General features: G+C 50.0%; 21 protein-coding genes and 1 tRNA gene. 12 read left to right on the forward strand and 10 right to left on the reverse strand.

What is annotated here, in order from left to right; translation table 11 throughout:
• The first annotated feature begins 59 nt into the window (after positions 1–59).
• From H6F90_RS17820 to H6F90_RS17830, 3 genes are all read left to right on the forward strand, one after another.
• The gene (locus H6F90_RS17820) at positions 60–1,364 is read left to right on the forward strand and encodes a tellurite resistance TerB C-terminal domain-containing protein (RefSeq protein ID WP_190553656.1); all 1,305 of its coding nucleotides are present in this window, start codon (positions 60–62) and stop codon (positions 1,362–1,364) included.
• A 117-nt stretch (positions 1,365–1,481) separates the two neighbouring features.
• A complete protein-coding gene (locus H6F90_RS17825) occupies positions 1,482–2,678 on the forward strand; it encodes a Coenzyme F420 hydrogenase/dehydrogenase, beta subunit C-terminal domain (protein WP_190553657.1) in 1,197 nt (398 codons plus the stop codon).
• Between the two features lie 231 nt (positions 2,679–2,909).
• A complete protein-coding gene (locus H6F90_RS17830) occupies positions 2,910–3,080 on the forward strand; it encodes a hypothetical protein (protein WP_190553658.1) in 171 nt (56 codons plus the stop codon).
• Here the strand turns inward: H6F90_RS17830 and H6F90_RS17835 are convergent.
• The gene (locus H6F90_RS17835) at positions 3,077–4,309 is read right to left on the reverse strand and encodes an aminotransferase class I/II-fold pyridoxal phosphate-dependent enzyme (RefSeq protein WP_370588040.1); all 1,233 of its coding nucleotides are present in this window, start codon (positions 4,307–4,309) and stop codon (positions 3,077–3,079) included. The genes H6F90_RS17830 and H6F90_RS17835 overlap by 4 nt on opposite strands.
• Before the next feature lie 144 nt (positions 4,310–4,453).
• Here H6F90_RS17835 and H6F90_RS17840 point away from each other — a divergent pair, with 144 nt between their 5' ends.
• Positions 4,454–5,281, forward strand: coding sequence for an acyl-CoA desaturase (locus H6F90_RS17840; protein WP_190433334.1), 828 nt, complete (start codon positions 4,454–4,456; stop codon positions 5,279–5,281).
• A gap of 100 nt (positions 5,282–5,381) precedes the next feature.
• Here the strand turns inward: H6F90_RS17840 and H6F90_RS17845 are convergent, their stop codons facing one another.
• From H6F90_RS17845 to psbZ, 5 genes are all read right to left on the reverse strand, one after another.
• A complete protein-coding gene (locus H6F90_RS17845; protein ID WP_190553660.1) occupies positions 5,382–6,647 on the reverse strand; it encodes a glutamate-5-semialdehyde dehydrogenase in 1,266 nt (421 codons plus the stop codon).
• A gap of 4 nt (positions 6,648–6,651) precedes the next feature.
• Positions 6,652–7,062 (reverse strand): hypothetical protein, encoded by a 411-nt coding sequence (locus H6F90_RS17850; RefSeq protein ID WP_190433336.1) that lies wholly within the window; start codon positions 7,060–7,062, stop codon positions 6,652–6,654.
• Positions 7,063–7,401: 339 nt separating this feature from the next.
• Positions 7,402–7,473, reverse strand: a tRNA-Gly gene (locus tag H6F90_RS17855).
• A 129-nt stretch (positions 7,474–7,602) separates the two neighbouring features.
• Positions 7,603–8,202 carry a 6,7-dimethyl-8-ribityllumazine synthase gene (gene ribH, locus H6F90_RS17860; protein WP_190553661.1) on the reverse strand — a complete coding sequence of 200 codons (600 nt, stop codon included), beginning with the start codon at positions 8,200–8,202 and terminating at the stop codon, positions 7,603–7,605.
• Positions 8,203–8,270: 68 nt separating this feature from the next.
• On the reverse strand, positions 8,271–8,462 hold the full coding sequence (gene psbZ, locus H6F90_RS17865; RefSeq protein ID WP_190433339.1) for a photosystem II reaction center protein PsbZ: 192 nt from the start codon (positions 8,460–8,462) through the stop codon (positions 8,271–8,273).
• 232 nt (positions 8,463–8,694) lie between these two features.
• Here psbZ and H6F90_RS17870 point away from each other — a divergent pair, with 232 nt between their 5' ends.
• From H6F90_RS17870 to H6F90_RS17900, 8 genes are all read left to right on the forward strand, one after another.
• Positions 8,695–11,427: a CBS domain-containing protein gene (locus tag H6F90_RS17870; RefSeq protein WP_190553662.1), complete on the forward strand. Its 2,733-nt coding sequence runs from the start codon at positions 8,695–8,697 to the stop codon at positions 11,425–11,427.
• A gap of 169 nt (positions 11,428–11,596) precedes the next feature.
• The gene (locus H6F90_RS17875; RefSeq protein ID WP_190553663.1) at positions 11,597–13,240 is read left to right on the forward strand and encodes a serine/threonine-protein kinase; all 1,644 of its coding nucleotides are present in this window, start codon (positions 11,597–11,599) and stop codon (positions 13,238–13,240) included.
• A gap of 73 nt (positions 13,241–13,313) precedes the next feature.
• Positions 13,314–13,640 carry a DUF6825 family protein gene (locus tag H6F90_RS17880; RefSeq protein WP_190433350.1) on the forward strand — a complete coding sequence of 109 codons (327 nt, stop codon included), beginning with the start codon at positions 13,314–13,316 and terminating at the stop codon, positions 13,638–13,640.
• A 119-nt stretch (positions 13,641–13,759) separates the two neighbouring features.
• Positions 13,760–15,466, forward strand: coding sequence for an AarF/ABC1/UbiB kinase family protein (locus H6F90_RS17885; protein ID WP_190433405.1), 1,707 nt, complete (start codon positions 13,760–13,762; stop codon positions 15,464–15,466).
• A gap of 34 nt (positions 15,467–15,500) precedes the next feature.
• A complete protein-coding gene (locus H6F90_RS17890; RefSeq protein ID WP_190553664.1) occupies positions 15,501–16,265 on the forward strand; it encodes a PP2C family serine/threonine-protein phosphatase in 765 nt (254 codons plus the stop codon).
• A gap of 21 nt (positions 16,266–16,286) precedes the next feature.
• Positions 16,287–16,409 carry a hypothetical protein gene (locus H6F90_RS31175; protein ID WP_255525015.1) on the forward strand — a complete coding sequence of 41 codons (123 nt, stop codon included), beginning with the start codon at positions 16,287–16,289 and terminating at the stop codon, positions 16,407–16,409.
• 314 nt (positions 16,410–16,723) lie between these two features.
• A complete protein-coding gene (locus H6F90_RS17895) occupies positions 16,724–16,918 on the forward strand; it encodes an NblA/ycf18 family protein (RefSeq protein WP_190433354.1) in 195 nt (64 codons plus the stop codon).
• Positions 16,919–17,321: 403 nt separating this feature from the next.
• Positions 17,322–18,203 (forward strand): universal stress protein, encoded by an 882-nt coding sequence (locus tag H6F90_RS17900; protein WP_190553665.1) that lies wholly within the window; start codon positions 17,322–17,324, stop codon positions 18,201–18,203.
• 11 nt (positions 18,204–18,214) lie between these two features.
• Here H6F90_RS17900 and H6F90_RS17905 read toward each other — a convergent pair whose 3' ends face one another.
• The 4 genes from H6F90_RS17905 to H6F90_RS17920 form a co-directional block, all read right to left on the reverse strand.
• Positions 18,215–19,693, reverse strand: coding sequence for a serine/threonine-protein kinase (locus tag H6F90_RS17905; protein WP_190553666.1), 1,479 nt, complete (start codon positions 19,691–19,693; stop codon positions 18,215–18,217).
• A 467-nt stretch (positions 19,694–20,160) separates the two neighbouring features.
• The gene (locus H6F90_RS17910) at positions 20,161–20,610 is read right to left on the reverse strand and encodes a hypothetical protein (RefSeq protein WP_190433359.1); all 450 of its coding nucleotides are present in this window, start codon (positions 20,608–20,610) and stop codon (positions 20,161–20,163) included.
• A 35-nt stretch (positions 20,611–20,645) separates the two neighbouring features.
• The gene (locus H6F90_RS17915; protein WP_190553667.1) at positions 20,646–21,860 is read right to left on the reverse strand and encodes an anhydro-N-acetylmuramic acid kinase; all 1,215 of its coding nucleotides are present in this window, start codon (positions 21,858–21,860) and stop codon (positions 20,646–20,648) included.
• A 17-nt stretch (positions 21,861–21,877) separates the two neighbouring features.
• A complete protein-coding gene (locus H6F90_RS17920; RefSeq protein ID WP_206756192.1) occupies positions 21,878–22,423 on the reverse strand; it encodes a hypothetical protein in 546 nt (181 codons plus the stop codon).
• Positions 22,424–22,542 lie beyond the last annotated feature (119 nt).

Genomic DNA, 22,542 nt, shown 5'->3' on the forward strand with positions numbered 1-22,542 from the left:
GGTAGTGTGAACTGGTTCAACCAGATCCAGGTAACTAAGACGCGCGATCGCAGTGAGCTATGGTCAACAATCGGTTCCTTGTTGGGTCTGTTGCATTTGGTGTCAGCTTTGGCCTCAGCTTCTTGACCAACCGACACATGGGAAAAGCCTTTTCCAGTGGGTTGATCACGCTGCCTGCTGCCTTGGTTGCAATGGTCGTAGTAGAAAATCGCCGCAGCTCCCAAGCCAAAAGTACTTTGGCGTTTCTCAACACTCAGATTCGGGCGTTGCAGCGGCAGGGTGAAGATTTACAAGACCTACTATTAGATTTAACTGACGAACGGCAGGAAGTCGCAGCCCACCTCAGTTCGCTGCAAGCTCAAGCACAACAAGCCAAGCTGCAACTTGCGGATTATTGGAACCACAAAGAAGAATTGGTTTGGAAGTTAAATGCCCTAAATGCTCAGGAACAACACCAACTAGAGCAAATCAACCAACGGCAATCTCAGGTAAAAGCCTTAGAACGGCAAGAATTGGAGCTGAAGCGATCGCTCTCCAGCATTGACACGATCAAGGAACAAACAGAAGCAAACTTGGCGACTTGGCGAGCAGAACTCGTCCAGCTGGAAACGCGACTGATGGAGCAACGCCAACAAGAAGCTTCGCTCGACCAAGCTCTGCTACTGCTACGACAACAAAAACAGCAACTTGAGCCAGAAGTCTACGGGCTGCAAACGCAAATTCAACAGTTAGAGCAGCGCAAATTAGAGGTCAGCCAATCACTTTCGGTTTTGCAAGCAGAAAAACAGCAGGAAGATGCGAGTTCTCATCCGCTCCAAGCTGCCATGCAACAGTTACAAACTCAGGTAATCTCGCTGCACAAAGAACTGGAACAACTAGAAACCCAAATCTTAGAGCGACGCAATCGCAAAGAAAGCTTAGAAGAGGAACTTGCCACACTCAACCTATTGAAGCTGCAAGCGGAAGCCTATGAAGTGCAACCAGTTCAAGCAGTTCAACCTCAGACTTCCAGCCGCAAGCGCAAAAGTGCTAGCAAAAAAGGAGCGATCCTACCTTTTAGACCTCCCCGTGAGGAAACCTTACCCTCGGAGTGGACAGAATTTCTGCTGCAACTGCCGATGGCTGAGTTTCAGGTGCTGAAGGCGATCGCGGAACAGGAAAATGCTAGCGCTGCCATCAAGCAAATTGCTGAAGCCAACATTATGATGCCAGAGCTGTTGATTGACTCGATCAATGAACGAGCCTTAGATACCGTGGGCGATGTGGTGGTGGAGCCAAGTTCTAGCCCACCCGCGATCGCCTCTGAATATTTACCAGCAGTTAAGCAACTGATCAAAACCTACGAAGACCTTCTAGCCGAATAGCAGAGCTTGCTTCAAGACTTGCTTAAAGTTTCATGACCATCCTTTAACGGCAACCACAAGAAAGCATTAAGCTACCTTAAGCAGACTTTACGCTTGTGATTCATTAGCTGCCATAACATGACCGCCTCTGTCCGTCCTCACCAAAAAGCTAAAGCCCTCAAACCTTCTAGCCGTCGTCCTGCCAAGGAACTCTGTAGTGAGTGCGGCCTGTGTGATACCTACTACGTTCATTACGTCAAAGAAGCTTGTGCCTTTATCAATCAGCAGATTGCTGAGCTAGAGGCTGAAATCCACGGACGCAGCCGTGACTTAGAGAACCAAGACGAGTGGTACTTCGGTGTCAACCAAGACATGATGGCTGCCCGCAAAACTGAGCCGATCGAGGGTGCCCAATGGACAGGCATTGTCAGCACGATCGCGATCGAAATGCTGAATCGCGGCTTAGTCGAAGGTGTGGTCTGTGTGCAAAACACCGACGAAGACCGCTTTCAACCCAAACCTGTGATCGCTCGGACTCCAGAAGAAATTTTGGCGGCACGAGTCAACAAACCTACGTTATCGCCTAATCTTTCGGTGCTGGAGCAGATCGAGCAGTCGGGCATGAAGCGACTGTTAGTAATTGGTGTGGGTTGTCAAATCCAAGCACTGCGGGCGGTAGAAAAGCAACTCGGATTAGAAAAGCTCTATGTGCTAGGGACACCTTGTGTCGATAACGTCACCCGCGCAGGTTTGCAGAAGTTCTTAGAAACCACCAGCCGATCGCCGGAAACGGTCGTACATTACGAGTTCATGCAAGACTTCCGAGTCCATTTCAAGCATGAAGATGGCTCAATCGAAAAAGTCCCCTTCTTCGGTCTCAAAACCAATCAACTCAAGGATGTGTTCGCGCCTTCCTGCATGAGCTGCTTCGACTACGTCAACTCTCTGGCCGATTTGGTCGTGGGCTACATGGGTGCTCCTTTCGGCTGGCAGTGGATTGTAGTACGGAACGATCGCGGTCAGGAAATGCTGGATTTGGTGCACGACCAAATTGAAACGCAGCCAGTCATGTCTCAGGGCGATCGCCGCAACGCAGTGCAGCAAAGCATTCCCGCTTACGACAAAGGCGTCACCTTACCAATGTGGGCGGCTCAGCTGATGGGTGTGGTAATCGAAAGAATTGGCCCTAAAGGCTTGGAGTACGCTCGCTTCTCCATCGATTCGCACTTTACCCGTAACTATCTATATTTGAAGCGCCAACATCCGGAGAAGCTGGAAGCTCATGTACCGGAGTACGCTAAGCGAATCGTAGGGCAGTACAAGTTGCCAGAATGAGCGAAAAATAGGAGCCAGGAATTAGAAGCCAGGAGTCAGAACAATCTCTGATCTTGGCTTCTGTTTTCTCTAACTCAAGAATTTTAAGTAAAGGTTAAAACATTACACTCAATTTATATAAATTGATAAATTCGTTACAGAAATGTCAACTTTGTAAAGTCGTATCCAGTCATACTAAATACACTAAGAAATAAATGATTTTAGTTACCAATCATTAGCAGTTGTTAAGAAATGAAACTTCAGACGGGCGAGCTTTTAGTTGCTAAGAATGGCAAACAATATCGGGTGGTGGAGTGCTACGAAGACAGCATTTCTCTCATGCCCGTTGATGGCTACACGTTGTTTTCTTGCCGTCGCCTGTTTGTCGAGTTTTCCTTTCGCCCCGCTGCTAGGGTTGCTTAAGCGGGGCCAACTGCCTCGATCGCAGCTTCTAAAGCGATCGCCACATGGGTCCAGTGAGTGCCTCCTTGGCAAAACACTACAAAAGGCTCACGCAGCGGCCCATCGGCTGAGAACTCAGAAGTACTCCCATCAATAAACGTGCCGCCCGCCATCACCAATTGGCTTTCGTAACCTGGCATTCCTGAGGGAATTGGGTCTAAATAGGAACCAATGGGCGAATGCTTTTGGATGGCGCGACAAAAAGCAATCAGTTTTTCGGGTGAACCAAGTTGAATAGCTTGAATTACATCCCGTCGTGGCGCTTCTGGCAAAGGATTCACTGGGTAGCCGAGTTGCTGGAAGACATGAGCGGTTAAGTGATTGCCCTTTATTGCTTCCCCAACCATTTGAGGGGCTAGAAACAAGCCTTGAAATAGCAAACGGTTTTGATCAAAAGTAGCTCCACCGGAACTGCCGACTCCTGGTGCAGTCAGGCGACAGGTGGCAGCTTCTACCAAATCAGCCCGACCCGCAACATAACCTCCCGCCGTCACAATCGTGCCACCGGGATTTTTGATCAGTGACCCAGCCATTAAATCCGCACCAACGGCAGTGGGTTCTTGGGTTTCAATAAACTCGCCATAACAATTATCCACAAAGCAAACGGTGTTGGGATTTTGCTGCTTTACCAAATGGACAATTTTTTCAATATCGGCGATCGCCAAGCTAGAGCGCCAAGAGTAACCACAGGAGCGCTGAATCAACACGAGGCGAGTGCGATCGCTCACCGCCTCAGCCAAACCTTGCCAATCGATCGTGCCTTCGGGGGTTAGCTCTAGCTGGCGGTAATCCACACCAAACTCGCGCAACGAGCCTTGACCGTGACCCCGTAAGCCAATTACTTCTTCTAAAGTATCGTAGGGAGCACCTGCTACGGCCAGCATTTCATCCCCTGGACGCAGCACGCCATATAAGGCACAGGCGATCGCGTGGGTACCAGAGACAAACTGCACCCGCACCGCTGCTGCCTCGGCTCCCATGACTTCAGCAAATACTTGATCTAACGTCTGCCGCCCCAAATCATCATGCCCGTAGCCAGAAACACCTGCAAAATGATGCGTTCCTACGCGATGATGGTAGAACGATGTTAAGACTCGTTTCAGATTTTTCTTGACCTGAGAGTCAATTCCAGAAAAAATCTGGAGTAGTGCTTGCTCTGCTTTCTGTAACAGTTCAACACTGCTGGTCACGCTTTCGTTCTCCTCCGGAGACATACGTAGGATCTGGTAGCCCTCCAGGCTGATGTTTTTTCTTTGTCAGCTGGTTAACCTTTATCAGATGTAAAGTTTATTGTCGCGCAGATTGGACATCAAAGTTCGTTTTGAGATTACCGCATGACTATTGCACAAGCAACCAAACCTCCCTTAGCCTGGCCCATTATTTTGTTCATGGGGGCGATCCACATTGGGGCACTCTTCGCCTTTGTACCTGGCACCTTTAGCTGGGGTGCCGTGGGTGTTGCTCTGTTTCTCCATTGGGTGACTGGTGGGTTAGGAATTACTTTAGGATGGCATCGTTTAGTCACGCACCGGAGTTTTCAAACTCCTAAATGGTTAGAATACTTCTTCGTATTTTGTGGCAGCTTAGCCTGTGAAGGTGGTGTGATTGAGTGGGTTGGCCTGCACCGTCATCACCATGCGCATTCAGATGAAGCTGTGGATCACCACAACTCAAACGAGGGATTTTGGTGGAGCCACATGGGTTGGATGCTGCATAAAGTTCCAGCCAAAAGCGAAGTTGAGCGTTTGACCAAAGATATTTCTGGCGATCCAGTTTACAAGTTTTTGGACGACTACTTTCTTCTGGTGCAGTTCGCCCTAGGAGTTGTACTTTATCTCATCGGCGGCTGGCCTTTTGTCGTCTGGGGCATTTTTGTCCGCTTGGTGTTGGTGTATCACTGCACTTGGTTTGTGAATAGCGCAACGCACAAATTTGGTTATCGGAGTCATGAGTCTGACGATCGCTCTACCAATTGCTGGTGGGTGGCCCTCCTGACCTATGGTGAAGGCTGGCACAACAATCACCATGCTTACCAATATTCCGCGCGTCATGGCCTCCAGTGGTGGGAGATTGATATGACCTGGATGACGATTCAGCTTTTGCAAACCTTAGGTCTGGCTTCTAAGGTGAAGCTTCCTCCGAAGGAAGCTCAAGCCGCTTAGTCTTAACTCCGGTTAGCAAAACTGCTGCTGTTGAAACTACAGATTTGAGGATGTGGGGTTGCTCTGAGGGGCGGCCCCACTTTAGTTTGGGAGTGAGACGTTAAAACTGTCCATTTCCCTGGACGATATGCTTCACCGTTGTCAGCGTGTCTAAGCCAATTAAGCCACGACGATGACCCTTTTGATTAGACATGCCCAAGAACACCGCATCACCTTGCTTGGGATTGCGTGAAAAGCGAGGGGAGGCGTTGATATAGGTTGAAGCGCTATTCACACCCAAGGCAAACTGACGGCTCTCTTGGTAAGACTCAGTGACTAAGCAATCAGCATGGCCACTGCTGTACTGATTAATCCAGGCGATCGCGGTCTCAATACTACTGACTGTCTTAAACGCCACTACTTTGTCCAGGTAAGCTTGGCTCCATTCGCGATCTTCAGACAGCAGTAGATCTGGGTGTTCTGCAGCTAGCTCAGGACTGCCTCTTAAGGTAAAGCCTTTTTCTCGCAAGCTGTCCCAAAGCATAATGAGGGACGAGCGATTTTGGTCTTGATGAATCAACACTTTCTCGATCGCGTTGACTGCGTCTGGTTCACTTTGATGGCTATCTAAAATCATCCAGCGAGCCGCTTCTATGCTGCCAGAAGGCGACCAATAGAGATAGCAGTTGCCCATCGCCGATCGCAACACGGGGGCTGTGGCTTGTCGCACCACCTGCTGCACCAAACTAGGACGACCGTAGGGAATGATTAAGTTGAGATATTGATCTTGCGTGATTAAATCTCGCACCGAGGCTCCTTGCTCGGCAGGCAATAATTCTAGGCACCCTTCCGGTAAGCCAGCGTCGTAAATGGCTGATTGTAGAGCTTGGGCAATCACAATATTGGTATGGCTCGCTTCACTGCTGCCCTTCAGGACTAAGCAATTCCCGGTTTTAATACAAAGTCCAGCAGCGATCGCAGCTAAATCTGGAAAGGCTTCATACACCAGCGCAATCACGCCCAAAGGCACCAACTGGCTATAAGTCTGGCAATGAGGAATTTGGTAAGCCGCACTCATGACTCGCCGAATCGGGTCTGATAGTTCCGCCAGCTTCTGCAAAGTTTGAATCGTGGCTTGCAGCCGTTCTGGAGTAAGCTTCAACCACTCCAAAATTAGATCTGGCACTGCCATCTCCCGGCTAGCCTCCAGATCTAAAGTATTGGCTTCTAAAATATCGTCTTGATAGCGCTTCAAAACTTGAACCATAGCTTGCACCGCTCGACTGCGATCGGCTCCTTGAGTCGTAGTCAAGTCGAGAGAAGCTTGGTAAGCGCGATGAACTCCGGCTAATGGATCAACAAGGGAACTAGAAGAATCAGGTGACATTGAGCTAACGTCTATAAGCTAGCCATAGAATAAACGCTGGCAACATCGCAGCTAGCACCATTACTACCGCCCAGAGAATAATATTACTAGGGTTTGAGGGCGAATGGAGCGCCATTGGCAAGCAAAGCACTAGTAAGACAATCACAATGCCTAGGGCTAATGGCAAGTAGCTTTCACGTAAACCGGAGTGAGCAATGTTCCACTGCTGGCCACTCCAGCGCCAAGCCCGCTTATAAGGATAGGTGGTTGAAAGTTGCTCAATGACGTAGCCACTCTCTTCAACCACAAAAATCTGCTGACATCGATTGCAGCCAAAGGCCTCCGTCAGAGTAATAGGCAAGAGGCGACCCCGACGGCGGCAAGGGCATGGGTAATCTGTATCTAACTCAATCTTTTGGGCTTTTTGGGATTGCACAAGCAGCTATAGAGTTAAAGATAGTTAAGACAAAAGTTACTTAAAGTATCAAACTACTTAGCTACAACTGAGTGCCATAATTCAGTAGTTTTAGAAGCGTAATTGTAATGAGATGGACCGACCTGAGCAGTTCAGGTCAAAACACCCACTGACTAAGCTACTCATTAAATCCTATCACCGTCAGATTTGACGCAAATCTTACTAGAGTTATACCTACTGGCATAAACCTTATGGTGTATCTACTGGTACAAGTTTCCAAGAAACCAAGAAGATATTTAATTTCTCAGGCCAGATTATAAGAAACTAACGTTAGTTTCTTGATTTTTATCTATTTTTCAAAGCGGGCAACGCGATTCGAACGCGCGACATTCACCTTGGCAAGGTGACGCTCTACCACTGAGCTATGCCCGCAAGCCGCACTGATAATAATTTCTCAGATTTGAATGTGTTTGTCAACACTTTTTGGAAAGAAATGTTGAGAAAGTTAGCGGCTGTTGTCACAATCAGATGCGATCGCCTCACCCTCCGCAGAACTCACCCTTAACCCAGCCGCTCTTGCTCTTTATGCAAACTGGGAGCGAGGGTATTGCTTGGAGCCGCAGGCAATGTCTGAGTCGAGGTCGTGCCAGAAACCTGAGGATTTTGGGGAGCAATCCCGTCTCCAGAGCGCAGTTGGCGCATTAAGCTAGCCATTTCTAGCGCATTCATGGCGTAATCCCAACCTTTATTACTCTTGATCCCTGCGCGCTCTAAAGCTTGCTGCATGGTATCTGTGGTAACGATGCCAAAGATAATCGGCACTCCTGTCTGCAACCCGACGTTAGCAATACCTTTGGATACCTCAGCAGCCACGTAGTCAAAATGAGGGGTCTGGCCCCGAATGATTGCTCCTAGGCAGATAATTGCATCGTAGCGATTAGCCAACGCTAACTGACGAGCAACCAGGGGGACCTCAAAACTACCTGGCACCCAGACATAATCCACTTGAGTGCCGTGCGGGTTTGGATCAACGCCGTGGCGCTTCAAGCAATCTTGACAGCCCTCTAACAGCTTGGTTGTAATCAAGTCATTAAACCGACCGATCACAATTGCAAAACGTAGGGGTTCTGTCTGAGTAAAGGTTCCCTCAAAAACTGCCATGGCTGCCTGTAGATATCTGGTGAGTTGGGTAAATCGGGTTCTGGGGCTGGATTGAATCTGCTGGCAACCTAAACCACTAAATAGTTCAGTAGTCCGACAAGCAGCACGAGAGCAAACCAAAGCCCAGAACCTAGTAGGATCAATCGCTTAGATTGCTCCCAATTTTGAGGAGAAGCATAGGCTACTGGGACACCCACAACCATCACAAAGGACAACCCAACCAAGGCAACTAAGGCGAGCTGGAACAGAGTTGAAAACATTTTTTTCTCCCAATACAGCAGTGGACTGGTTTACACCTGTCGCTGAATTTAGACAATTTTTTGATCAGTCCTGAGTAGTACGCTACCAGAAATTCATCCCCTCTCGGCACTTTCTCTGCCACGATTGAAGAAACATCGTAAGTACTACACCAAATTAGCTTTGCGGGGTTACGTGGGGCGGCCAAAGCCGTTCATTTATAGTCACTGCCGATCAGCGCTGGAAGCAAGACAAATGGATTTAATTCTGTGTCATACAACCGCAGATTTTGATACGCTGGGCGCGGCAGTAGGGCTGACTCGGTTGCAACCAGGGGCACGGATTGTTCTGAGTGGTGGTTCGCATCCGGCGGTGCATGACTTTCTGGCTTTGCACCGAGATGAATATCCTTTGATTGAGCGGCGATCGGTCAGTCCGCAGCAGATTCGCTCTTTGGCCGTGGTAGATGCCCAACGGCGCGATCGCATTGGCAAGACCGCTGAGTGGTTAGACCTGCCAGATATAGAGATTACGGTCTACGACCATCACCTGAATACAGAGAGTGATATTCCTGCAACTTCCTTTCAGGTTGAGCCAGTGGGTGCCACTTCAACCCTGATTGCCGAACAACTGCAAGCGCAAGGTGTGGAGCTGACTCCTGCCGAGGCAACCGTGATGGCCTTGGGAGTGCATGTAGACACAGGTTCGCTGACTTATGACCACGCAACCGCTAGGGATGCGCTGGCTTTGGCTTGGCTGATGGAGCAGGGAGCCAACCTGAAGATGATCGCGGAGTACATTGATCCTGGGCTGTCACCGCAGTTACAGGAGTTGTTTGCGATCGCCTTAGATGGGCTGCAAACCGAGGAGGTCCAGGGGCATCGGGTCGCTTGGGTGCTCTTGCAACCTGGAGCGTATATTCCTGGTTTGTCTAGCTTGGCTTCTCGGATTACAGAACTTACAGAAAGCGACGCCCTGCTGCTAGCCGCTCATTATCCAGTCCGAGCGGGAGACCCAGGAGACCGAGAAGCCGACCTCGACGACACTCGCTTAAGCGTAATTGGGCGATCGCAAATTGAAGGTACTGACCTGAACGAGCTATTCAAGCCGTTGGGTGGGGGTGGCCATGCGAAGGCGGCAGCGCTGACCTTACGAGGAGCCCACCCGGAGTCAGTATTGCAGCAACTCCGAGCAGGGTTGCAACAGCAGATTCCGCAACCGCCAACGGCGCGAGAACTAATGTCTTCACCCGTACGCACCATTCGGCCTGAAACCACCATTAACGAGGCACAGAGAATATTGTTGCGCTATGGGCATTCCGGTTTATCGGTGGTCGATGCTCAAGGCCAACTCGTCGGCATCATTTCTCGGCGGGACTTAGATATTGCGCTGCATCATGGCTTTGGTCATGCCCCCGTGAAAGGCTACATGACCACCAACTTAAAAATGATTACGCCAGAGACGCCGCTACCAAATATTGAGTCATTGATGGTGACTTATGACATTGGCCGTCTGCCTGTGTTGGAAGAGAACCAGTTAGTAGGTATCGTCACTCGCACGGATGTGTTGCGCCAACTCCACCAGATGCAACGCCCGGCTAGCGTTGTGGTGCCTGGAGACAAAGGAGTTCCCCTGCGGGCACCTTTGCATGAACAGCTCAAAGCTCGTTTAGTACCGCAATTGTGGTCCGTTTTAGCGGCAGCGGCTCAACAAGCTGAAGCGAGGGGCTGGCATCTTTATCTAGTAGGTGGAGCAGTCCGGGATCTGTTGCTGGCTGACCCAGAGGATGCCTTGTTGCTCAATGATATTGATTTGGTGGTGGATGGCTACCACCGAGCGCTGCAAGAGGGAGCGGGTGTAGAGCTAGCCCGTGCTTTACAGCAGCAATATCCGCAGGCTCGGCTCGACATTCATGGGCAATTTCAAACTGCTGCTTTGTTATGGCACAAAGACCCAGAATTAGATTCTCTGTGGGTGGATATTGCCACGGCTCGTACCGAGTTTTATCCCTACCCAGCGGCCAACCCGGAAGTGGAAGCGAGTTCAATTCGGCAAGATCTCTATCGGCGAGATTTCACGATTAATGCCCTGGCGATTCGTCTTACGGCTCCCCGTTCTGGTGAGTTGCTAGATTTCTTTGGGGGGTTGCTGGATTTGCGATCGCGCCAAATTCGCGTCCTCCATGCCAACAGCTTTATCGAAGATCCCACCCGGATTTATCGAGCGGTGCGCTTTGCAGTGCGGCTAGGATTCGAGATTGATCCCCAAACTGAAGGCTATATCCGCCATGCGATCGAGAGTGGTGTTTACGATCGCGTCCAAGACGAAAACAGTCGAGCGCCAGCCCTCCAAACCCGATTAAAAAGCGAACTCAAATACGTTCTGGCTGCTCCCTATTGGCAATCAGCTTTACAGTTACTGTCCCATTTAGGAGCCTTGCGCTGCATTCATCCCACCTTGACTTTAACGCCAGCGATTTGGCACCAGATCCGCCTGATGAGTCGTTGGTTGCGGCGCTTCGATTCCTCAAATACGCTGGTTCATTGGCAAATGCTGTTAGAGGTGTTGATTGCTGATCTTGCGCCAGAGTACCGGGGTAAGATTGCCGCCAATCTGCAACTACCTGTTAATAGCATTGAGGCTTTGCAACAACTTGCTACCACACAAGCTGACCTAGCAAGCCATTTAACGGAACCTCAAAAGCCTAGCCAAGTTGTGCAATTGCTGAGTCAATATGATCGACCTACTCTCATCTTGATGGCCGTACAAGCTCCTCGCTCAATGCGACAGTTAATTTGGCGTTATTTAATCTGCTGGGCACAGGTCAAACCGCTCCTAGATGGTAATGACTTAAAAGCGTTGGGTTACAAGCCGAGCCGCCAGTTTAAGCAGATTCTGTCCGACTTGACGGCTGCTACCTTAGATGGTGTGATTGGCGATCGCGACTCAGCCATCGCATTTTTGGCTCAACATTATCCTCTAGATTAAAAATTTTTCGAGTACGCTAAGCTAACTGAATTCGGTTAAAAATTAGGCACGAAAAATTCGTTACTGCGTCTAAAAATCTGGCTTGAGCAGGATGCGCTTTTTCTGCCATTGAAGTCTCAGATTTCTCGCAAGGCGCTAGCATAAGTGGACAAATTGGTAGTTAATACCTATGAACTTGGCGACTGGAACAGTTCTGCAAAACGGCAAATACGTCGTTGAGGCCATCCTGGGTCAAGGTGGCTTTGGCATCACCTATCGGGCGCACCATGCCTACTTCGACCAACCTGTCGTCATCAAAGTTTTACACGAGAATTTGCGTCGCCATGCAGACTTCGCCCAGTTTCAACAACAATTCATTGCTGAAGCCCGCCGTGTAGCCCGCTGTCAGCATCCCAACATTGTGCGCGTGTTCGACTTTTTTGAGGAAGGTGGCCTGTCCTTCATTGTGATGGACTACATTCCCGGCGATACCTTAGCTGATATTGTGCAGTCCGAAGGTGCCCTACCCGAAGCTAAAGCGATTCACTACATTCGGCAGATTGGCGCAGCCCTAAATGTAGTGCACCAAGCAGGCTTACTGCATCGGGATGTGAAACCTCACAACATTATTCGCCGCGAACATACCGACTTTGTAGTGCTGATCGACTTTGGTATTGCTCGCGAATTTACTCCAGGGGTGACTCAAACCCATACGGGCATGTTGTCGGCGGGCTATGCCCCAATTGAGCAATATCTGCCTCAAGGTAAACGCACCCCTGCACTTGATATCTATGCTTTAGCAGCCACACTCTACAGCTTAGTCACAGGGCAAGCACCGATCGCCGCTCCCTTACGCGATCGCATTCCTTTACTCGATATGCGGCAATCCCAGCCCCACCTTAGTACGGCTGTAGAACAAGCTATTCTGCGCGGTATGGAGATGGAAGCTGAAGCACGGCCTCAAACTGTAGCCGAGTGGTTTGCCCTCTTGCCCAATAGCAATTTTGTTACCCCTGCCTCAGAAACAGCTCACGCCAGTAAATTGCCCTTAGCACCACCTAGCGCCAATTCTCAACCTCAGCCCATTCCCGCCACAGTCACCAGCGCCACTCTACCAGTAGTGCCTCGGCATAGTCCTGCTCCAGCAGCGGCTGCTCCCCCAGTAAGTACGCCCACCTCGGCTACGGCTGTAGCATCGCATGAAGCAGCGGCAACGCCAGCGCCTTCTAGAAAAGCTCCACCTCCAAAGCCAGCGCCAGCTCACTCACCCTTCCCCAAGGCACTGCTAGGAGCCGCAGCGATCGCCACCTGCGTTGGTGTTGCTTTTGGTTTAGTTCTCCGGATCAGTGGTGGTCAAGCAGGCCCAACTTTCTTGCAAAACGATCAATCCTTTCCAGAAAGAGCCTGGCCAGGGCAGGAGGTGCCCACCTCTGTGCCTCCGGATGTGCCAGTTGAACGAGGTGCTCCGCAGGACAACGCTGCGCCTCCTCCAGAGCAATCGGAGCCGACTGCGGATGAAGTTGCACCCGAACCCTTTGAGGCGCCACTTGACCTAGCTCCTACACCGTCTCTCCCTCCAGATGTAGAAGTTGCTCCGAGTCCTGTAGAGGTAGACCCTGCACCAAATCCAGTTCCAGATCCCAGCCCAGTTCCCGCTCCGGTAGAAGCCAGCCCTATTCCTGCCCCGGAGCCAGCCGTAGAGCCAGAGCCACAACCGCCTGCAAATAATCCTGAACCCGCTCCTGAGCCAGAACCCCCTAGCGATAACTCCGCTGCCCCTGCTTCCTCGTTTGCTCCCCCAGCCGCACCGGAACCTCCAGCACCATCTCCTTAGCCAGCCCTGAGGTCGAGGCAGGATATTGAATAAGCAAGTTATAATCTTTGCGGACACCCGCAGAGATTTTCCCATGAGTAATCCGCTAGTTCACGCCTTTTTCGTTGGCAGAGCCTTGGCTGAAACTTTGGGTGAGCAGCTAGAACATTCACTAACGAACGCCTTGAGTGAGCTAGGCAAGTTTGATGCTGAGCAGCGAGAGCACCTGCGTCAGTTTACCGAACAAGTTCTAGAACGGGCTCAGAGAGAAGAAGAGATTGTGATGCGCGCCCGCACCACCACCGCGATCGTGCCTCAAGGCTCTCAACCCACCGACTTGCAGGCTACCATTGACGAGCTACGGGCTGAAATTGCCCAACTGCGTTCCGAGCTAAAAACCTACCGGAGTAGTTCGGTTTAGGGTTGAAGCACCCTTCTTCCCCTACTTTGCTTAAGCTGCCAAATTTAAAAGCTGATTTAGGAATCCAAGTGTCTGCCCTTTTTGATGATCCTCTTAGTCTTCCGGAATCTAAGGAGCACATGACGATTACAGGGTGGCTCCGCCGAGGCACCCGTAAGGAAAAAGTCTACCGCTGGAGCCGCGACAAGTACTCTCGTCGTCGTCGCTTTGTAGACATTTGGTCTTTTGTTCTCACCCTGCTGACCTCGCTGTGGCTCAACGACAAAGCTTGGAGCTACCGCGGGGGTATGACTGAAGCTAAAAAGGCGGTCAGACGGCGAAATCAAGCAATTTGGATTCGAGAAACCCTGCTAGATTTGGGTCCAACCTTTATTAAAATCGGACAGTTGTTCTCAACGCGAGCCGATTTGTTTCCCTCTGAATACGTTGAGGAGTTGTCCAAGCTCCAAGACCGAGTGCCTGCCTTCAGCTACGAGCAAGTTGAAGCCATTATTGAGAAGGACTTAGGGAAACAGGTGCATGAGCTTTACCGTAGCTTTGACCCGATTCCCCTTGCAGCGGCTAGCTTGGGCCAAGTCCATAAAGCCCAGTTACACTCTGGCGAAGAAGTCGTCGCTAAAGTGCAACGTCCAGCTTTGCGACAGTTATTTGAAATCGATTTACAAATTCTCAAAGGGATTACCCGTTACTTTCAAAACCATCCGGAGTGGGGTCGAGGCCGAGATTGGCTAGGCATTTACGAGGAGTGTTGTCGGATTCTTTGGGAAGAAATCGATTACCTCAACGAGGGGCGTAACGCGGATACATTTCGGCGTAACTTCCGCAATGAGGATTGGGTGTCTGTGCCACGGGTTTACTGGCGTTACACTTCTCCCCGTGTAATAACTCTAGAATATGCTCCTGGTATCAAAATTAGCCACTATGAAGCCATCGAAGCAGCAGGGCTCGATCGTCGGAATTTAGCGCAATTGGGAGCAAGAGCTTATCTGCAACAACTGCTGAATGATGGCTTTTTTCATGCCGATCCGCATCCCGGTAATATTGCCGTTAGTCCCGACGGCTCGTTAATCTTCTACGATTTCGGCATGATGGGCCGCATTCAGCCCATTACTCGCGAGAAGCTACTTGATACGTTTTTTGGCATTGCTCAAAAAGATGCCGATCGGGTGGTGACTTCTTTGGTAGCACTGGGCGCTTTGTCTCCAGTGGATGACATGGGGCCTGTGCGCCGCTCGGTTCAGTACATGCTGGATCACTTTATGGATCAACCGTTTGAGAATCAATCGGTCAGTGACATCAGTGACGACTTGTACGAGATTGCTTACGACCAGCCCTTTCGCTTTCCAGCTACCTTCACCTTTGTGATGCGAGCTTTCTCTACCCTAGAAGGGGTGGGCAAGGGGTTAGACCCAGACTTTAACTTCATGGAGGTCGCAAGACCTTTTGCGATGCAGATTATGTCTAATGGCAATAGTTCTCCAGAAAGCAGCATCCTGAGCGAATTAGGTCGTCAAGCGGCTCAAGTGGGCAGCACGGCTTTTGGCTTACCACGCCGCATTGAAGATACGCTAGAAAAACTGGAACGGGGCGATTTACGAGTCCGGGTTCGCTCCACTGAAACGGATCGGGTCATTCGCCGTCTCAGCAGCGTTAATATAGGAACTAACTACACGTTGTTGGTCAGTGCCTTTACACTTTCAGCCACAATCTTGTATGTTAGCGGTCATGTCTGGCTGGCGTTGCTGGTTGCTGTTGGTGCTGCCGCCCTCGCCTTTGCCTTGATCCGCCTATTGATGCGCCTCGATCGCTTTGATCGGATGCTGTAATGTTTTTTGACTTTCAGGTAAAAGCAGCCAATTTATGAAACGCCTCTTCACGGGTCTGACCGATCCGGGACTCCTTCGTTCCGTAAACCAGGATGCTTACTACATTGACCCTGAGGGTCGATTTTTTATCGTGGCGGATGGCATGGGAGGGCATGCTGGCGGTCAGGAAGCGAGCCGCATTGCCACTCAAGCAATTCAATTCTATCTAGAGCAATATTGGCCTTCGCTAGATTCGTCACCCGCTTTACTGGAAGCAGCACTTCTAGAGGCTAACCAAGCCATTTTGCAAGACCAGCAAAGTCACCCAGAACGTTCCGATATGGGAACAACTGTGGTTGTGGTAATCTTTCGAGATGGCGACGAGCAACCTTGGTGCGCCCATATTGGTGACTCCCGGCTTTACCGTTTGCGCGGCCCCAAAATTGAGCAGATCACAGAGGATCACACTTGGGTTGCCAAAGCTCTGAAAGGGGGGGATTTGACTCCAGAGCAGGCGCGGAATCATCCTTGGCGACATGTTTTGTCCCAGTGTTTAGGGCGTGAAGATTTACGCCAGATGGATATTCAGGCTCTAGAGGTACAACCGGGCGATCGCCTGTTGCTGTGCAGTGATGGCCTCACCGAAGAACTCTCCGACCACTCGATCACCGCGCACCTCAAGGCAATCCGAGCCTCCGAGAAGGCAGCGGCAGCACTAGTCAACGCTGCAAAAGATAAGGGTGGACGGGACAACATCACCGTAGTGCTAGTGACCCTCGATGGCTTCAACCATCCCGACCCACCGACGCAGGGTTCGTAACGCTTTCAGATTTACGCAGTTTTGAAGGAAATCTTTGTTAGGGCAAATAATGATTTGTCCAGCTTTGCGATCGCCGCGATCGCCCATCCACTCGACCTTTGGGCTAAGACGTGGGCATCGGTTGCTGTTTTAGGCGTTCTCTGAGTTGAGCTGTATCACAAAATTAGTTCATTTTGAGCATTTTTACAATTTGTAACCTGATAAAAATACTCCAACCCGTTATTTGGTGTAGGAGGTGGTATGTGTATCCTGAAAAACCTACTTCGTCAGGGATAGCTAACATTAGAGCTAAGTTACCTCAGTAGGGGTATGTGCACTTTGTCAAACAATTGTTATCTTTTTTAATACAGGGTGACTGGATTTGCAGGCAAAGCAGTTGAAGAGAATAAGTAGCTCACAGAGCAATACTGCTTTTCCAGATTCGCTGTACTCTCCTCTCTCTTACTTTGGAGTTACATATGAACCAGCCCATCGAACTTTCTCTCGAACAACAATTCAATATCCGCTCTTTTGAAACTCAGGTTCAACAAATGAGCCGCGAGCAGGCTCAGAACTTCCTGATTGACCTCTACAAGCAAATGATGATGCGTGAGACCATGTACAAGCACTTCCTGAAGCATCAGTGGGGCTTGGAACCAGGTCCTCAAGTGTAGTTAATGCCTCGTCGCGGTAGGGCGACCTCTATCTCTTGCTTTGTTCCAACGTGGGAAAGAAGCTGGGGTCGTGGGGCGTCGAACCCGCTTTACCAAGCTCAAAAAACTCAAGCACTAATTTGAGTTGCCCAATTCAGAGCTATAAGTTTCAATTAACGGCGTTGTTTCAGTCAGATTATGTGGCTCGTAAGAATAACTGCTTGAGGACGTAATTTATCTGAGTCAGCCAGCCATACCCAAAGCTTTGTTACCAGAATCAGAAAAAACTAGCTGATCTAGCTTGGCCAAAATTTTGAGCCAGTCAGACTTAACCGCTGAAATTTTCACAAATTTAATTGGATGTCTTTGGAGTTAAGTGCTTAATTAGGAGAGTTGCGCTTCAGATCCTCTCACCTCCTCACTTATGTTCCAACGTCCTTTAATTTGCACCGACTTCTCCGACAACATTCAGCGCTTGGCTAACTTTGTGCCTAGCTTAGTTGCTGGGGGAATGCAACAGATTGTGTTTTTGCATGTGACAGCGCTGTGGGAAGAAGGCGAGATTCCGCGAGAAGACACGGAAAAAGTCAATCAGGCTCGCGATCGCTTAGCAGTGGCCTTACAGCAGGTGCCTGATGGAGTTGAAGTTAAAGTTGAAGTGCAGTCAGGGCGAGCGATCGACACGATTCTCAAGGTCGCTAAAACCCACCAGGCAGATGTCATCATTTTGGGTACCCCAACTCGTAGCTTATTAAATGAAAAGCTCTTTGGTAGCACGACCGTGGGTTTGGCGCAGCGCACCAAGACGCCTTTGCTGGTATTACGACCCCAACTGATTTCGGCCTATACTTCTGAAGAACTAGATTTGCGCTGTCGCCATCTATTTCGTTGTTTGTTATTGCCTTATGATGGCAGCGACCCCGCTAAATATTTGGTTCAACAAATTGAGCAGCACTGCCAAAATCAACCTACTAAAGCCCTAGAGCAATGTGTGCTTTGCTGGGTAGTCAGTGATAGTGGCCGTAAAGAACTGCGAAAGAGCAATCAGGATCAGGAAATTGCTGAACTGCTGGCAGCACCTCAAGCAGCTTTAGCCAACCTGAATCTGCAAGTGCAGACTGAGGTACGCTCAGGCAACTCAGTGACCCAGATTCTAGAAGTAGCATCCTCATTTGATATCAGTGCGATCGCCGTATCATCGGGTAGTCTAGGCCGCTTAATTGAATGGTCGGCTCCTAGCTTTGCAGGCGAAATCTTGCGTCGCAGTTGGCATCCAGTATTATTTTTTCCCCCCACCCGTCCTTGAGTCGTTAGCTGTTAGCGTTCCTCCAGTTTCATTAAGATTTTGGGTTTAACCTTCTCAAGCTCTTGTTTGAGGAGAGTCTTAGTATTATTGGGTTGGGCAGTGGAGACAAAAGTTCGGCTAATATCAGCCCATTCTCGCAAGCGATCGCGCTGTAAGTCAGCAATCTTAGAACTCATCACAGTCACGCATCGTTGAGGTTCTTCCAAGGCAAAAAACAACAGGCGATACAAGCCATTTTCTGCGAGTAGCCGAGTCATTTGTTGGCCTTGTGGCGTTTTTAAGTCTAAGTAGCAAGGTAACCAGCGAGGCCCATGCTCCCGATTATGCAGGGCAGTCAGCCACAGCAGCATCGGATGAGGAGCCAGCATAAACAAGAACTGGTTATACCGGGTTGCTAGTAACCGCCGCTGAATTTCTTGTTTAGGCATCATCACCCATAGTGTTGCCAAATCCTCATCACTGGTTTTCAACGGTTGAGCAAAAACGATTTCAGCCAGGGGTTTACTTTTCGGCCAAGAAGTAAGTTTGCAGAATTCATCGGGGGAGACTGAGTCTTGGCGCTTGCTATCAGTGACCCCTTGAAACTTTGAGAGCACAGCTTCAATCCGATGGCCCATCTGTCTGCCGGGACCAAAGCGTTCTTCTAAAGGCTCTAAGGCTTTGAGAACTTCTGCTGCACTCTGAGGGCGATCGTTCGGGGATTTAGCCAAACAGCTCATCACCAAGTTTTCTAACGCTTTAGGCAGCTTCAGGCTAGGGGTAATGGCATCAAATGAGCGCGGGAGTTGAAAATGGTGAGCTTTGTACCAGCTACCAAAGGTATGAGTTTCAGCCTGCAACGGCAAGCGGCCCGTTAGCATCTCATACATCATGATGCCTAAGCTATAGATGTCAGAGCGGCTATCTAGCTCTTTGCCCTCCATTTGCTCTGGCGAAGAGTAAGCCAGCGTGCCCATGAAAGAGTTGGTTTGACCATTATCGGCTTGTAAGAGGCGAGCAATCCCGAAATCTAGGATTTTGACAAGTTCGCCAATACTCGTGTCATGACTCACGAGAATATTCCCGGGCTTAATATCCCGGTGAATTACTCCATCGTGGTGAGCGCACTGTAACCCCAGGCAAATTTGGCGAGATATGCTGAGAAACCGAGGTAGGACTAGCGATCGTGTCCGAATCACATCGCTCAAGCTCTCTCCCTGCAAATACTCCATCACGTAGAAGGGCACTTCATCATCGTCAACGCCATAGTCCATGACTCGCACGATGTGCATGGTTTTCTGCCCCAGCAACGCACAAGTCCTAGCCTCACTTTTGAAGCGATCCCGCATTTTTTGGTTGAGGAGGGTGCGGGCCAAAAACTTTACTGCAACTGGTACATCCCCCAGCAAAACGTCTTGAGCCCGATACACTCGGCCCATCGCGCCTTTACCAATCAACTCTGCTAGTTGATAACGGTCGTTTAATAAGCGGCCCAGATTAGCGTCTGACATCGATTGAAACTCCGTTTCTCGCGGTGCCAGCAGATCTGCGTCGGTTGGAGCACAACTGACGACTCTGAGTTAAATCAATAGGAACATAACTTATTTCTGCCACAGCTTACCAATCACAGGCATACACTAGGGTTATTAGTCTCTGAGTAAATTTAAAGATGCGGAAGCCAACCCTTGAGAAGAGGGCATACATCTCTTAATCTTGCGGTTGAGAATTCAAGCAGGCTCAATAAAACTACCTGGGTCAGGCGCAAAGTTGCTGACCGCTCAGTAGTTTGAACTTACCTACCGAGAACGAATTAGAAATTCCGTAAAGCTTACGTAAAGCTATTCTAGCGGTCTGAGCCTTTTCTCTAGCAGAGGCTTAGTTACAGTCAGGAGTCGGCTGGCGGTCTTGCTTCATTAAAAGCTCAAATAAAGGATTATCACTTAAGAGTACCCAAGCCAATAGACCTGTGAGACAGCAGTTACTGCTCTGGTTGCCGCTCCAGTGTGACTTCCATCGTGCTAGTGAGATAGTGACCTGCCATGATGCCGCTAGAGAGATAGTACCGCTCTGGATCGAGGCAATGTAGGGTTTCAAACCCACTACGCCGCTGGCGATCGCCGAGAACCCAATACCGTTGCACAATGGACTCCGGTGCAATCCAGCCTTCGCCCTCGACTCGCCCAAGCAGACTGTGTTGGAGCACAAAGGTATATTGCCGCTCTCCCGCATCTAAGCGGCCCCGATATTGTAGTGAGATATCTTCGCGTTCGGAGCCTGGAAATACCAACTTGGTCACCATTGTGTACCAATTATCTCGGCTCCAGCCGACTAAGGTCTTGCCTTTAACCAAGATCGGCAACCCATCACGCTCCAGCCAATTGCCCTGTAGCGTCCAGCGTCCTGCCTCCATTAGAAAGGTGTGAGCCACAGCGCTATTCCTTACTTGTATTGCGTTTCGCCATGCTAATGCGGATGGGACTCTATGCTATCACGCCCAGAGGTCGTCACAAGGTGGATTTCCCCTAGAGCGATCGCTTTTGCCGCCCCCGTGACTTCTGGCAAATTTCCGGGTATGCCGTGGTGTTGCCAGTAAGCGAGCACAGCAAAGGCGATCGCCTCCTTGAAGTCTGCACTTAAACCAACCTCATCGGTGGTGATCACGGACGTAGAAGGCAAATGCGCTTGCAATCGTTGCTTGAGATAAGAGTTGCGACTGCCACCCCCGCAAAGGAGCACTTGATCAGGAAGCTGCGGCAAAAAAGTCCCATAACTATGAGCGATCGAACGTGCAGTAAGTTCCGTTAAGGTGGCGAGAAAATCAGCATCACTCAGCTGATAACGTCCAGCATCAGCAAAGCAGTCTTTCAGGTAATCCAGTCCAAATAATTCCCGTCCGGTTGATTTGGGGGGTGCTTGCTGAAAAAAATCTTGTTGGAGCCACTGCTCGACTAAAACTTGGCAAGGGGTTCCGGTAGCAGCCCAAGCTCCGTCTTGGTCGTAAGTTTTAGCTCCCTGGGAAAGTTGCTGCACAGCCAAATCCAGCAGCATATTGCCAGGGCCTGTATCCCAACCTCGAACTTGCTGCTCCCAGTTAGCTGTACTTCTGGCTGGTAAATAAGTGACATTGCCAATGCCGCCAATGTTTTGCACACAGCGGCTCTGGGTAGCGTGGCTCAGCAAGTAAGCATCCACCCGTGGCACCAGCGGCGCTCCCTGCCCTCCCGCAGCAATGTCAGCCACTCGAAAATTGCTCACGGTAGAAATTCCAGTCAGGTGAGCGATCGCGGCTCCCCGACCAAGTTGAAGGCTGTAGCCAAGCTCTGAAGAAGAGCAAACGGCTTTGTCGTTTGTTCCTTGATCCTTTTTTGGTGGTCGATGATAGACGGTTTGCCCATGCGAGCCAATTAAATCTGCTGGAGTGTGACCTGCTTGAACGGCTAAGGCGGCTTGAGCAAATTGCTCAGCGATCGCGTCGTCTAGGGTTGCAAATTCTGACATCGAGATTGGTTCGCCTGCACCGACGGCGAGGATTTGCGATCGCAAAGTTTCGGGATAGGGATAAGTTGCTCCGGCCAGCAATTTGACTTGCAAATCGGTCTCTAAACCGGAGATTTCGACTAAGGCAGCATCGATACCGTCTACGGAGGTGCCGCTCATTAAACCAATTATGTGCATCATGCGTTCGGGCCTGAACCTTAGCAACAACTGCTTCTAACAAACTCCACAGCTTGCTTCAAGCCTGAAGTATGGAGCCAGCCGACATATCCTCTAAATTGAGCCACATTTTGAGCGTTAAAAATACAAACATGATGCACGCCAGCAGGGTTTTTTGTAAGTTGTAGGCTACCGCTGCGATCCCTGAACTTTAGTTCTGAGAGGGTTTCCTCCAAAAACTGGCCTGTTGGAAGAAAATTCTGAGTCATGCCAGGAACTTGTTGGAGCTGGGCGATCGCCGTTTGCAGCAAGCTAGATGTTCCTGAAGGTTTGGGTGAGCTTGCCAGAAGATTGTCAGCAACTAAACGGGCCACTTCAGGGCAGCTCCAGTAATTGATATGGGCATCTCCTGCCCCTGCTACCATTGGCGCATGGTCGATCGCGATTTGAACACCAGGATTAACTAAACCTGCCACCTTAGCAACTCGATTGACCAGATCCGAGCTAACAAAATTCTGAACAGCGGTCTCTGTAGGGTTGGCCTCAGTTTGCAAATAGTGATCCTGAAGAGTGAGTTTCCAAGACAAGTCTGGCAGAACTTACGCAAAAGTCATTTGAACGGACGGATGCTTGAGTTGCTCCTTGAGATACTCAGAGAGCATCCCGTGCTTGATTTGATAGATAGTTCTACCACTTTCGTAGGCAA

This window comes from Trichocoleus sp. FACHB-591, assembly GCF_014695845.1.
Taxonomy (GTDB): domain Bacteria; phylum Cyanobacteriota; class Cyanobacteriia; order FACHB-46; family FACHB-46; genus Trichocoleus.